Origin of the sequence: uncultured Dokdonia sp., assembly GCF_947492815.1 — a bacterium.
Taxonomy (GTDB): Bacteria; Bacteroidota; Bacteroidia; order Flavobacteriales; family Flavobacteriaceae; genus Dokdonia.
Window position 1 is genome coordinate 19,763 of the sequence record NZ_CANLOB010000020.1, and the last position, 13,606, is coordinate 33,368.

Consider the following 13,606-nt stretch of genomic DNA (forward strand, 5'->3'; position numbering starts at 1 on the left):
GTAATTTAATTTTTAGAAATGCTAAATTATAAGATATCATATATTCTGATTTTTTTCCTATTTTTTTTAGGAGTTTCTTGTCAGCAAGAAGAATCAGAAATTATAACTCCCGATAGCGAGGAGGTTATAAGTGCAAATTCTATTTTAGCGGAGTTGTTACTACAAACATCATCCAATGATGGTTCTGAAGATGATTTATTAGATAATGCAAGTTGTATAGAAATCAATCTTCCTGTATCTGTTACCGTAAATGGGGAACTTATCATTATTAATACCCTTGATGATATCGCTCTGATAGAAGAAAATATTAGTTCTTCAGATGAGGACAATGATGCCATAGAGATTACATTTCCTATTACCATAACACTTAGTGATCATACAGAAGTACTAGTTGCTAATGAAGAAGAGTTGCTGCAATATGTAATTAATTGTCTTTCAGAAGAAGTGATCGCTTGTGTAGATTTTCAATACCCTATTTCTTTTTCTGTATTTAATTCTGAGTTTCAAGATGCTGATGTCATTACTATTAATAATGATGAAGCACTGTATGAATTTCTTGTAAGTATTGGAGATGATAGCGCTGTTTTTGCAAGCTTAAATTATCCTGTAGTACTTATTTATGACAATGGAAATACAATTGAAGTTACTAGTAATTCAGAACTTGAAGTAGCCATTAATAATGCAAATCTTAATTGTAGTTATCTTGCACCAGATATTTGTTTTGATGTAACAGAATTATCTATTTGTGATGATAATAACGATGAGATTCAAGTATTCGATTTAACAGAAGCTGTACAGAATTGTAGTGATCTTGATTTATATAATGTGACTTATTATGAATCAGAGGCAGATGCGATAAATCAAACAAATCCAATTCCTATACCCACATCTTATACAAATCTTACTAATTCGCAAACGCTTTATTATAGCGTTGAACTTATTTTAAATCCTAGTGTATCAGAAATCTTTCCTCTAACATTAATTGTTGAAGATTGTTGTGATAATCCACAAGCGGTATTTGAGGATTTGGTTATTTATATGCCGTTTTCAAATGAATTTAAAGATTTAATTAGCGGATACACAGTAGAAAATACAGATGGTGAATTTGTTGAAGATAGAGTTGGGAATCCTACGTGTGCTTATTCTTTTGTAGGTGGAAGTCCTTTGTCTATTCCAGTTACTTCAGAAAACCAGATAGTACAAGGAGATGCATTCTCTATTAGTGTTTGGTTTAGAATGCAAAATGATAATTCAAGTGATCTTGAAATTATGTTTCAGAAAGGAACAGAAGTTGGAGATGGATTCGAATTAAAGGTATTCACATTAAATACACCTTATTTTATAGATATTGATGGGAATTCTGCTATAGACCCTGCTTGGCTTAATGAAGATGATGTTGTCTGGGATAATACAAATTGGCACCATTTAGTTGTTACCGTTGATGAAAATAATACAGTGAGCCTATATAGAGATGGAACTCTTAGAAATTCTTTACAAAATTCCCAATTTAATATTGGAAATAACCCGTTATCTTTTTTTACCCTAGGTCATGGATTCATAGGTCATCTTGATGACTTGCGAGTCTATAAAAAAGCGTTAAATCCTACTGAAATAGAAGATCTATTTAATCTTGACGCAGATTGCTTTACCTGTCTCTAGATACTAACTATTAAATTATTAAGAACTAGTTTGGTTGAGTTGTGTAAAAGGGGTCCATATTACTTTGTATGGCCCCTTTTACCTTTTTTAGTAGTTCTTTATTCTAAAATCCAAATTGTTTAATCTTTTTTAAATATCTTTGAACAAAAGATATGTGATGCATCATAAGCAAACACTTCCCCAAAAAATATGCATTATCTGTGGTTTGCCATTTACTTGGCGAAAAAAATGGAAACGTACTTGGGATGAAGTAAAGTATTGTAGTGAGCGATGTAAGCGCAATAAAAAGAACAATACTATATGAGTACTTCATTAGTTTGGTTTAAGAACGATTTACGAATACAGGACCAACAATCACTTTATAATGCTATTGCAAAAGGCAATCGTGTTATTACTCTGTATTGTTTTGAATCATCACTGTTTAAAGAAGATATATTTGGTTTTAAAAAAACAGAAAAATACCGCGCCCAATTTTTACTAGAAACTATTAAAGGACTTAAAACATCTTTAGAGTCTTTAAACATAGATTTATTGCTATATTACGATAATGTAAGTCATGTTATTCCAAAAATCATTCAATCGTATCAGATTACAGATATATTTTTACAGAAGGAGTGGACGCAAGAAGAAGAACATGTTGTAACTCAAGTTAAAGAGCATACTCACAACATCACTTGGCATGAAAGCTATGATCAATTCTTATTTCATCCAGATGATATACCCTATCAAACATTTCAGGAAATTCCTAATGTCTTCACTACATTTAGAAAAGAGTGTGAAAAGAACATTTCTATACAACCTATTCTTCCGTCTATTCAACAACTTCCTGTCTCCAATCGTATTCAAAATAACACAAAAGTGCCTACACTCTCAGTATTGGGTTTAGATACGTTTACTATAGATGCTCGAACAGCGTTTCCCTTTAAAGGAGGTGAAGCACACGCCAAAAAAAGAATAACTCATTACTTCTGGGAAACCCAAAAATTAGCATACTATAAAAAAACTAGAAACGGACTTGTAGGTACTGATTATAGCAGTAAACTATCTCCATGGCTTGCAAACGGTAGCATTTCCCCACGGCAAATTTATTGGGAAGTCAAACAATTTGAAAAAGAGATCAAAAAAAATCAAGATACCTATTGGCTTATTTTTGAATTGATATGGAGAGATTACTTTAAATATGTTTCGTTTAAATACGGTAATGCTATTTTTAAAAGAGGCGGTATTCTTGATAAAGAGTATGAGTGGTACACTAATCAAGCGGCATTACAAGATTGGATACATGGAAAAACTCCCTATGACTTCGTAAATGCCAATATGATAGAACTACGGGAGACTGGATGGATGAGCAATCGTGGTAGACAAAATGTAGCCAGTTATTGGGCAAAAGAACTCAAACAAGATTGGCGTATTGGAGCAGCATATTTTGAATCTATGCTTATAGATTATGACGTGCATAGTAATTATGGGAATTGGATATACAATGCAGGTGTAGGGAATGATCCTCGTGATCGAAAGTTTAATATTAAAGGTCAGGCAGAGCGTTACGATCCTCAAAGAAAGTTTAGAAATTTATGGCTACAACAAACACTTTTTTAGATGAAAACGCTTAGACTTATATTAGGTGATCAGCTTAACCATAAGCATTCTTGGTATGATCAAGTAGATGATACTATAGTATACTTTATGGCAGAAATGCGTCAAGAAGCAACTTATGTAACACATCATATTCAAAAAGTAATCGCCTTTTTCAGTGCGATGCGATCTTTTTCAAAATACTTAGAGAGCCAAGGACATACCGTTGTGTATTATACCCTTGATGATACGCGTAATCAACAAGTATTACTAGATAACATCAAACAAGTTCTTAAAGAAAAAGAATGTAATGCGTTTCAATATCAGCAGCCTGATGAATACCGATTGGATCAAGAATTGGTGCGCTTTCGCGAAAGCGGAAACATCTCCACCACCATTTTTGATACTGAACATTTTATGACGTCTCGCACCGATCTGGAAGATTTCTTTAAAGGGAAAAAACAATACACCATGGAGTATTTCTACCGTATGATGCGTAAGAAATATGACCTCATGATGATTACCGATAAAGATCCTGAAGGCGGACAATGGAATTTTGACCAAAGTAATCGTAAAAAATGGAAACAAGATACGCTCATTCCTCCAGAAAAGACCTTTGAAAAAGATGTGACACATCTTGTTGAACTACTAAAAAAAGAAGGTGTAAAAACCATAGGAAAGATTAACGCAAAAACATTTGGTTGGGCGACGACAAGAGAAGAAAGCCTTACAGTTCTTGAGTATTTTTGCGAGCATTTGTTAGTTCATTTTGGAGATTACCAAGATGCGATGGATCCAGATCAAGCCTATCTTTATCACAGTAGGTTGAGCTTTGCTATGAATAGTAAACTCTTGTCTCCAAAAGAAGTAGTTGCCACAGTAATTGCTTACTGGAGATCACATAAAGATATTATTGATATTAGTCAAGTAGAAGGTTTTGTACGTCAAATTATAGGCTGGCGAGAATACATGCGTGGTATGTATTGGATGCAAATGCCAGTATTTGCCGAGGTAAATTATCTCGAAAATCACAATCCGCTACCTGATTTTTATTGGACGGGTAACACAAAAATGAATTGCCTTAAATGTAGTATTCATAATAGTTTGGATAATGCGTATGCACATCATATCCAACGGTTAATGATAACGGGTAATTATGCATTGCTTACAATGACTGATCCTGCTGAAGTTGATCTTTGGTATTTAGGGATTTATATAGATGCCATTGAGTGGGTAGAGATTACCAATACACGCGGAATGTCTCAATGGGCAGATGGAGGCAAAATCGCAACAAAACCATATGTGTCTAGCGGTAGTTACATCAATAAGATGAGTAATTATTGTAAAGGATGTCATTATAAAGTAAGTGAAAAAACAGGAGAAGATGCTTGTCCGTTTAATAGTTTGTATTGGAATTTTCTAGATGAGAAACAATCCTTTTTTAAAGATAATCAACGCATGCGTATGATGCTTTCACTACTACATAAAATGGATAAAGAGACATTGATACAACACAAAAAGAGAGCACAGGATATTATTAAAAACCCATCAAATTATTAAGAAGGAAGTAAATATAATATGGTTGAAACGGGATTTGCGTTTGCATGACCATCTTGCATTGTATAACGCTTTGCAAGAAGACCTTCCTATACTATTGTTGTATGTTTTTGAACCCTCCTTATTAAAAGATAAACACTATAGTGAACGCCATTGGAATTTTGTAAAAGAGTCATTGCATTACTTACAAAAGCAATTACAAGTATACCATACAGAGATTCTCATTGTAGAAGGTGAAGTGTTATCTGTTTTTAAAAGCTTGTTAGAACATATAAAAATACATACAGTATTCTCTCATCAGGAAACGGGGCTCCGCATTACCTATGATCGTGATCTTGCATTAGAAAGTTATGCTGAATCTCTAAAGCAAAAACAACCAGATAAAAAATTTGGCTGGGTAGAGTTTTGTAATAATGGAGTGCAAAGAGGGTTACGTAATCGTAATGGATGGAGTGAAGATTGGGAGTGGTTTATGAAACAACCACAATTACCTTTTCAACCTAAAGAAGGACAACTTGTAGGTTCCGATGTTATAGCTGAATTAAAAAGAAACTTCTTAATTCCATCACTAGAAACACCAAAGCAAGCCTTTTTTCAACCTGGAGGCACACACAATGGGTTACGCTATTTAGATTCCTTTTTAAAGGGTAGGTATAAAACATATAATACGCATATATCAAAACCAACGCTTGCGCGAAAAAGCTGTTCTCGATTATCTCCATATATCGCATGGGGAAACCTCTCTATACGTCAAGTATGGCAGCAAGCAAAGCATGTTAGAAAAACAGCTTCAAACAAAAGGGCTATCGATGGATTTACGTCTCGATTGCGATGGCAAGCGCATTTCATTCAAAAGTTTGAAATGGAAGATACCATGGAGTTTGTAAGTGTAAATAAAGGCTATCACGAGCTTAAAAAAGTCAAAAATGAAGTGTATCAAAAAGCATGGCGAGAAGGGAAGACAGGATATCCATTGGTAGATGCATGTATGCGTTGTCTTCTAGAAACGGGCTATCTTAATTTTAGGATGCGTGCGATGACGCTTTCTTTTTTTACACATAATTTATGGCAGCCTTGGCAAGATGCTTCGCCTCACTTAGCACAGCAATTTTTAGATTTTGAACCAGGCATTCATTATCCTCAAATTCAAATGCAGGCTGGAGAAACAGGTATCAATATGTTGCGTATTTATAATCCTGTAAAAAATAGTATTGCGCTTGATCCAGAAGGTGAGTTTATAAAAAAATGGGTGCCAGAACTTAGAGAAGTTCCTGTAGCTTACATTCATGAGCCTTATACAATGAGCCTTCTCGAACAGCAATTTTGTAATACACATTTAGGAAAAGACTATCCTTTGCCTATCGTAGATATAAAAAAAACAGGAAAACAAGCCGGGGCTATTTTATGGAATTTAAAAGAAAATAACTTGGTTAAAAAAGAAAGCTATCGTATTTTAAAAAGGCATACCCTTGCTGATAGAAATAACTTTGATTAATGACTGTAGACATACGAATAGTTAATCTAAGTAGAAAATGAAAAAAGATGAAAAAAGAAATTTTACCAGAATTTACAGAACGAGAAATAGATCGTATCATAGAAATGGCATGGGAAGATCGCACTACGTTTGATGCTATTAAAATGCAATTTGGTATCAAAGAACAACAGGTGATTGAACTTATGCGTCGCGAGATGAAAGAGAGTAGTTTCAGGATGTGGCGTAAACGTGTGCAAGGGCGTAAAACTAAACACGAAGCAAAACGCATGTATGATGTAGATGATGCGCGGTTTAAATGCAGTAGACAAAAACAGATTACTCACAATAAAATATCTAAAAGAAGATAACTAAGGGAACTGTTTTTTATACGCTTTCACGAAAGTGAAGTTTATACTGAGCTAGTCGAAGTACGAAAGCATACACAGCCCAAAAAATAAAAACTTTATTTAAAGTATATTAATTAATGAGATTTCCACATACGCGGAAATGATACAAGAATATGACGAAGAAAAAACCAGATCAAGTTGTCTATAACGAAGAAAAAGGTCGTTATGATGCCGCATTAACTCCCTATGCAACCAATTTGGGTGCTCCAGCTATTGTCACAGATGACGTAACTACTTGGAAAAACACAAATATTAATAAGGTTAACCACCAATTTAAGACAGAGTATGAGGATTTAAAGGCAAAATACGAAGCCATGATGGAGCAATTTGAATACAATAACCTTATTTATTCGGCCAAGTTCTCTTTTGAACCTATTGTAGGTGAAATTTATCATTTATATCGTTCTAAAGATGGCAATCCTTTTTTATCTTTAATTTCACCAGAAGAATGTAATTGGGATTTTGTAGGAACATTTTCCCTTAACACTGATAAAGTGTGGTTAAAAATTGATAAAAACGAAAAAGACTATGAGTAATACAACAAAAGAGGTAGCTACTTTTGGAGGAGGCTGTTTTTGGTGTGTAGAAGCGGTTATACAACGATTAAAAGGAGTAGAAACAGTAGTGTCTGGATATGCAGGTGGAAATGCCCCTGGTAAGCCTACCTATAGAGAAATCTGTTCTGGACTTACTGGGCATGCAGAAGTAATTCAGGTTACTTTTGACCCTGCTGTTATTGATTATGTTGCAATACTTACTGTGTTTATGACAACACATGATCCTACAACATTAAACCGTCAAGGAGCTGATAGAGGAACGCAATATAGGTCTGTTATTTTTTATCATAACGAGACTCAAAAATCACAAGCAGAAGAGGTGCTAAAAATAGTACAAGAATACTATGATGACCCTATTGTAACAGAACTTTCGGAACTGCCTATATTTTATGAGGCAGAAGCAGATCATCAAGATTACTACAATAATAACCGTAGTCAAGGTTACTGTACTGTCATAATTGATCCTAAAGTACGTAAATTGCAAGCGCTGTATAGTGATTTACTAGCATAAAGATTACAGTATAATACTTTACACGATGTCTAGAATATCAAAAACGAGTACCGTTATATTACTTGTTGTGTTATTACAAGCTATAAGTTGTAGTAGCACATTAATTCCTGTAGCGACAGAGAATATACCAACAATGAATGAGCCTTATCCTGCAAATCAAGATGTATACGACTTAACAACGCGTTATCGTACTCTTATAGAAGGAAATGATTATACAAAGGCTATTAATCAGGCTATTCAGGATGCGCATAAGGCAGGAGGTGGGATTATTCTTTTTCCTGAAAATAGGGTTGTAGAAATCTCTAGTGTACTCTTAATGAAAGATCGGATCTCTTTTGATACTCCTAAAGGAGTGACAACCATAAAGTGTACAGATACTTATACAGATAAGCAAATGGTTGCCATTTCTTCTAAAAAGCAGCTATTGTTTCGTAATATTCGATTTGATGGAAATGGAAAGGCAAATGGCATTGTAAGTTATGGATCAGATAATCAAAATATCACTATAGCATCTTGTGAGTTTGTAAATTTTAGAGCCCCATACCGAAGAGGTACGGGCATTGCTCTTCAGAATGCATCTTCAGTACGTATAGATAATTGTGTGTTTAAGGAAAGTGATTTTGGGATACGTTTTGATAAACGAAATAAGGAGGTATACATTGAAAATAATACATTTGAAGGAACACTTACTAAGAACCCTCTCAGAATACAGGGGAATGCTATAACAAGCCCAGAAGATAAAAGGGCTTATAGTGAAGATATATGGATACGCAACAATACGATTACCATAGGAAGAGGAGATTCTATTATAGAAGAGCTTGATGTATTAACTCGGGATGCACAAACGGGCGCTGTAGATCTTTCTCTAGTAAATGGCACATCAGATCCAGACTATAAAAAATATGCCGAGTGGCGTAAAGGAAGGTTTGCTCCTAGTGGAATATACCTTACCTGTGGAACCAAAGAGCTAGCAAGTAATGATGATGAACCGGTAAACCATCATCTCAATGTTGTGATAGAAGGTAATGTTATAGAAGGCCCTGATTATGGTTTTTTTGATGGCGGCTCTGCCGATTTATATAGTATAAAGGACATATATAATTTACGTTGTTTAAATAATATCGCAAGAAATTCTGGAGACTTAGGGTTTTCTATTGAGCGAAGTGAAAAAGTCATTGTATCTCATAATACAGCTAGTAGAAATAATTCTTTTGGGATCGCATTTTCATATGTGAAAGATGGTCTGATTTCAGATAATCTATGCGAGGATAATGCATTGCGTCGCAATCTTATATACAACAATATTCCCTATGGAGGAATTTTAATAACAGGTTTAAGTAGCCATAATAGTATTAAGGATAATGACTTAAAAAGTAGTCCAATCACAAAAGTTTCTGAAAACAAAGATGTCTTAAAAATGCCATTTTCAATAAGAAATAGGCCTTCTGATTTTTATGGTATTTCTGTAAAAACACACCGATTACGAGTGAATGGAAAAATAGTAGAAAATACTCCTTCTTATAATAAGATTGAAGCAAATCAATTTACAGGGTTTAATTGGGGCACCATTTATGATCAATCAACATCTACAGAGCTTAAAGATTGCTTTTCAAGTAGTACGCCGCCAGAACATACGGATTATCCTATGGGAACATTTGTGTTGAATGCTAATGCCAATATTCCTGTGACTGGTTGGGAAGTTACGTATAGAGTAGAAACAAAACTGACGAGTGAATGGGATGGAGTATCCTCAAAAGTAAAAGTAGCAGTATCAAATAGTACCATACAGGATGGCGATGTGATAGGGATTGTTTTAAATAATGGAACTGTTTACTGGACTGTTGTGACTGATACAGGAATATTTGCAAACTCTATAGAGTTAAAAACCCATACTGCTTCTGATGTAGCACGTATGGGCTCTAAAGTTATCATCTTACGTTGGCAAGAAAAATAGTCTTATTTAGTAGGCTCTAAAATCAATGTTACCTTGTTAAAATCTGCAGCACTGTTGATCACAGTTCTGTATTCCTCATATAATTCTACAGGAAGAATATTTTGATCGTAGATTTCATTTGCAGTTATAATAATCTTATTTCCTTCTTTTGTATATGAAGAGATAAAATTCATGATATCTTTTCCATCTTTTTCATAGCGATTAGAGATGTTGATATCGTCTAGGTTATTAATTTCATACCCATCTGGTATGGTGATTTCTATGGTACGTAAATATGTTTTTCTAAAGGTATTTTCAACAGGTAACTGGCGTTTCTTTTCTTGATACATTTCCAATTGAGGACCTATAAGCTCTCCTAATTTAAATAGGTATTTTGGACCGGCTTTATCTGTAAATGCACTACTAGAAATAGCTGCTTTGATGCGTAGCGGATTGATTCCAAAATTTTCAGGAGCTTCATTGAAAATTTCTTTAGAATCTATTGTAAGATCATCTCCCATTCTCTTGATGAACTCTTCATAAAACTCTTCTTTGTTTTCGTCATTTACAAGATTCATAAATGGGTGTATGAATGAAGCATTATAACCACTTATAGCATGATCAAAATCGATACTTACTTCTGTGAGATCTTCTGGGTCAAACGTAACTTTATAGGTCATCTCATCTACAGAAGCAGCAGCATCTGGAGATTCGATATACTTTACTTTTCCTACTCCGGAACTCAGCTTTCCAAGTTTTACTTCTTTTACAAAAAGACCGTAGGTGTCTGTATATTCAAAAGGAGGAAAGCCATACCTGTTTTCTTGTTTTCCAGGTGCTATATATTTTTTTGTTGTTGGAAAATATAATAGATAGTCTTGAAGAAAATTTAAGGCTTCTATGTCTGGATCAAATTTCATTTCAGTTCGATCGCAGGTCAGTACTACTTCAAAAGGAATACCTAGTTCTTTTAACGAACTTGTAAATAAACGGATAGCTCCAGTCTCGTCGGCAGCTTTATTTTCTATAACAAAACTGAGATCAGAAAGCTGTTCTCCTCCAGTATTTGTAATATAAATAGAGTTTTTAATATGATTTTCAAGTGTTCTTATTTTTGATTCATCATCTCCATTAGGATCAATAGCAGCTTCTTGTATAAATTTTTTGACTTTAGAAACTTCCTTTTTTTCTAATGCAGCGTTTACAAAATTATGTACATTTTTAGCAATGTCACTATAGGAACTAAAACCACTTGCACCTGTCGCTTTGTTGCTATCTAGTTTATAAATGATCGCTTGTTTCATGGCTTCTACAGCCGATAAGTCTTCTGATTCTAATTCAGGAAGATCATAATTTTGGACAATGAGATGCTGTTTGCCCTCAACTCCAGTGTCTTCTGCTGCTGCTTGATCACTGTTTATAGGATAGACCTTAAAGACCAAATTCTCTGGAGCATATAGTTCAAATTTAGAATCCTTAATCTTATAATTCTCTTGCAGCCTAAGGTATTGCCCTTTGTATTTTGCTACCTTTTTAATGATATAGAGGTATTCTATAAAACCACCTTTTTCAATACCTTCTAAAGCGTAATATTTTATGGTTCTATTTGTAGTTTCATCTGTTGCTGTAAAAATTTTAGAATCATCAAGTTCTTGTACCGTTCCATTTGCAGAAACTACACGAGCTTGACTACGTAACAACTCAGAATCTGATCGATACGGAAGGTAAATTCTATTAAACCGTTCAATTCTATCATCTGAATTTAACCATAATACTTTGTGAATAATATCGTATTGGTAAAATTCATTTTCATTTTCAAATCCAAATTCTACAACCCTATAATCTTTTAGACCTACCATGTCTAAATCTTTATCTTCTTGTGCGATTGAATAGGTAGGGTTTTGATCCCAACTATATGAGGTGTGCACTAAATTTTGTGCACTAGAAACTAATGATGATAATAGAGTAACTATTACTATAATATGCTTTTTCATCTACTTTGATATTTATTTAAGAACCACAACTTCTTTAAAAGCTTTGTTTATTTTTTTGAGTGATTTTCTAAAAGCTTCATGAGTTTCTTTTTCAAGGATCAGCTTTTTTGTTTTGTATGCATGTGTATAAATGATTTTTGACCCTTCCCTTTTGTATGAAATAGAAGCACTCATAAAATCATTATCTATCGCAACGTCTTCAGGAAGGTAGGATACTTCTTTGCCTTCTGGAATTTCAAAGATAACAGTGATACTATCTTCAGATCTATACTTGAATTCAATATCTGTTTTTCTGTCGTTCTTTATCTTATATGCATTGATAGAATTTTTGTAGAGGTTTAAATTTATAAAAACCTCATCACTTAATGATTGTGCATAATCTTTGATCGTAAAATTATAGTCTACTTCAAATGGCTTTTCGTAACTATATTTATTCTTTTCTTCAAAGCTTTCTATTAAGAATCGATTACTCCCTTTTCGTAAAAAACCATTGTAATACTCCAATAGTTTTTCTTGAGTATCTCTATTTTCTATATAATTAAAGGTATTTGATTTTTGATACCCTGTAAGAGTCAATGTCCCATCTCCTTTGATAGATGTTCCGTCTAGTTTGATGTTTACAACATCATTATAAAGGTTTTGATCTGCTGCTACTACAGGAACTTTTACGATTTTATAATCACCTTCGCCGTTTTCTATAAGGGCTTCTTTTCCTTGTATAAAAGAAGAAGGGATTTCTAATGGCAAGTATCTTCCTGTAGCATCTAGAAAATAAGTTTCTCCTTCATTTTCATATGTGAGAATCATATGATTATCTGCCGCTGGCGTAGGAACGTCTTCATAACTATACGGAATACTTCTAGTCCCTAACCAAGTAAGGCTTCCCTTAATATCGGCTATTTTAAACATCTCTTTAAGAATACTAGAATTGTCTTTACAGTCACCAAATTTCTTTTGAAAAACAGTATTTGCATCTCTAGGTATAAATCCTCCTAATGCATATTCAAAATCAATATATTTTATGTTTTCTTGCACCCAATAATAAATCGCTTTTACTTTATCTATTTCTGATGTTTTAGAGGCAATAAGGTTATTTGTGATCGTCACTAACTCATCGTCTAGTTCTTCCTGATTAATATCTTTTACTAAAGAGTAATACCAGTCATAAAGGTCTTTTACACCATTTAACACAGGGATTTCTTTGTTTTTATTTTCGTAGGAAGAGATGATAGGGATGATATGAGGTAATATTTTTTTAGGGCTTGGGCCATTACTTTCCAGGTCGTATGCTTCTTGATTTTCTAATTCCCAAGTATATATTTTTCTGCCCCTTTTTTCGCTTTCGCGAAAGCGTATATCAACCCCTTCCATATTGAATTTCTGAAAGCGTAAGTTGATATTTTTATCGACAATAATTTCGACTTTTTGATTAATAAGTGGGTATACATTTCCAAAATATACAGGAGATAAAAACCTAGGATTAGTAATAGATGTTGTATAGTTAAGCTTTTTTATAGCTCCTTGTTGTAGTTTTGGATATAGGAAATTCACAGATTTAGTATCGTCATAAAAAGACTCACTTAACTCATCTTTATTCACAAAATCGGTTACTTCATATTCGCGATATTTTTTCCCATCGTAGATTAGGGAGGCTGCTTCAATTTTATCTAGAAGGAAAAAAGAAGAATACTCAACAGATTCTTCTGTTGCGAATTGCGCTGTTTCGTTTAATAAAAGATCTTCTTCTTCTATTGTTTGTGATATTTTTATTTGGTCATTATCGAGTGAAATATCAATATGTCGTTCAGAGGTGAGTCTTGCTAAATACTCATCTGGATATGCGTTCTTATATTTTATAAATTCTGGTGACTCTTGGGCATTACCAAAAGAAGTAATGCTTAGTATACATATGAATACTATAATACTAGTGTATCTCATA

General features: G+C 33.7%; 11 protein-coding genes. 9 read left to right on the forward strand and 2 right to left on the reverse strand.

Translation table 11 applies throughout. From position 1 onward, the window contains the following. The first annotated feature begins 18 nt into the window (after window positions 1-18). The 9 genes from Q1A01_RS16390 (at window position 19) to Q1A01_RS16430 (ending at window position 9,694) form a co-directional block, all read left to right on the forward strand. A complete protein-coding gene (locus Q1A01_RS16390; RefSeq protein ID WP_299683162.1) occupies window positions 19-1,659 on the forward strand; it encodes a LamG domain-containing protein in 1,641 nt (546 codons plus the stop codon). Window positions 1,660-1,816: 157 nt separating this feature from the next. Further along, window positions 1,817-1,963 (forward strand): DUF2256 domain-containing protein, encoded by a 147-nt coding sequence (locus Q1A01_RS16395; protein WP_299683164.1) that lies wholly within the window; start codon window positions 1,817-1,819, stop codon window positions 1,961-1,963. Then, window positions 1,960-3,258 carry a DASH family cryptochrome gene (locus Q1A01_RS16400; protein WP_299683166.1) on the forward strand — a complete coding sequence of 433 codons (1,299 nt, stop codon included), beginning with the start codon at window positions 1,960-1,962 and terminating at the stop codon, window positions 3,256-3,258. The genes Q1A01_RS16395 and Q1A01_RS16400 overlap by 4 nt, the downstream gene beginning before the upstream one ends. Further along, on the forward strand, window positions 3,259-4,794 hold the full coding sequence (locus Q1A01_RS16405) for a cryptochrome/photolyase family protein (RefSeq protein WP_299683168.1): 1,536 nt from the start codon (window positions 3,259-3,261) through the stop codon (window positions 4,792-4,794). A 22-nt stretch (window positions 4,795-4,816) separates the two neighbouring features. Next, window positions 4,817-6,286: an FAD-binding domain-containing protein gene (locus tag Q1A01_RS16410; protein ID WP_299683170.1), complete on the forward strand. Its 1,470-nt coding sequence runs from the start codon at window positions 4,817-4,819 to the stop codon at window positions 6,284-6,286. Between the two features lie 47 nt (window positions 6,287-6,333). After that, a complete protein-coding gene (locus Q1A01_RS16415) occupies window positions 6,334-6,633 on the forward strand; it encodes a TIGR03643 family protein (protein ID WP_299683172.1) in 300 nt (99 codons plus the stop codon). Window positions 6,634-6,785: 152 nt separating this feature from the next. After that, the gene (locus Q1A01_RS16420; protein ID WP_299683174.1) at window positions 6,786-7,208 is read left to right on the forward strand and encodes a DUF2452 domain-containing protein; all 423 of its coding nucleotides are present in this window, start codon (window positions 6,786-6,788) and stop codon (window positions 7,206-7,208) included. Continuing rightward, window positions 7,201-7,740, forward strand: coding sequence for a peptide-methionine (S)-S-oxide reductase MsrA (msrA, locus tag Q1A01_RS16425; RefSeq protein ID WP_299683176.1), 540 nt, complete (start codon window positions 7,201-7,203; stop codon window positions 7,738-7,740). Before Q1A01_RS16420 ends, msrA begins: the two co-directional genes overlap by 8 nt. A 25-nt stretch (window positions 7,741-7,765) precedes the next feature. Beyond that, window positions 7,766-9,694: a right-handed parallel beta-helix repeat-containing protein gene (locus Q1A01_RS16430; RefSeq protein ID WP_299683178.1), complete on the forward strand. Its 1,929-nt coding sequence runs from the start codon at window positions 7,766-7,768 to the stop codon at window positions 9,692-9,694. A gap of 2 nt (window positions 9,695-9,696) precedes the next feature. Here Q1A01_RS16430 and Q1A01_RS16435 read toward each other — a convergent pair whose 3' ends face one another. Then, window positions 9,697-11,667, reverse strand: a complete 1,971-nt coding sequence (locus tag Q1A01_RS16435) for a DUF3857 domain-containing protein (RefSeq protein WP_299683179.1) — start codon at window positions 11,665-11,667, stop codon at window positions 9,697-9,699. A gap of 12 nt (window positions 11,668-11,679) precedes the next feature. Beyond that, on the reverse strand, window positions 11,680-13,605 hold the full coding sequence (locus tag Q1A01_RS16440; RefSeq protein ID WP_299683180.1) for a transglutaminase domain-containing protein: 1,926 nt from the start codon (window positions 13,603-13,605) through the stop codon (window positions 11,680-11,682). Between the last annotated feature and the right edge of the window lies 1 nt (window position 13,606).

Coding starts and splice junctions, on each gene's coding strand:
- Q1A01_RS16390 (WP_299683162.1), top strand. CDS start 19: ATGCTAAATTATAAGATATCATATATTCTGATTTTTTTCCTATTTTTT.
- Q1A01_RS16395 (WP_299683164.1), top strand. CDS start 1,817: ATGCATCATAAGCAAACACTTCCCCAAAAAATATGCATTATCTGTGGT.
- Q1A01_RS16400 (WP_299683166.1), top strand. CDS start 1,960: ATGAGTACTTCATTAGTTTGGTTTAAGAACGATTTACGAATACAGGAC.
- Q1A01_RS16405 (WP_299683168.1), top strand. CDS start 3,259: ATGAAAACGCTTAGACTTATATTAGGTGATCAGCTTAACCATAAGCAT.
- Q1A01_RS16415 (WP_299683172.1), top strand. CDS start 6,334: ATGAAAAAAGAAATTTTACCAGAATTTACAGAACGAGAAATAGATCGT.
- Q1A01_RS16420 (WP_299683174.1), top strand. CDS start 6,786: ATGACGAAGAAAAAACCAGATCAAGTTGTCTATAACGAAGAAAAAGGT.
- msrA (WP_299683176.1), top strand. CDS start 7,201: ATGAGTAATACAACAAAAGAGGTAGCTACTTTTGGAGGAGGCTGTTTT.
- Q1A01_RS16430 (WP_299683178.1), top strand. CDS start 7,766: ATGTCTAGAATATCAAAAACGAGTACCGTTATATTACTTGTTGTGTTA.
- Q1A01_RS16435 (WP_299683179.1), bottom strand. CDS start 11,667: ATGAAAAAGCATATTATAGTAATAGTTACTCTATTATCATCATTAGTT.
- Q1A01_RS16440 (WP_299683180.1), bottom strand. CDS start 13,605: ATGAGATACACTAGTATTATAGTATTCATATGTATACTAAGCATTACT.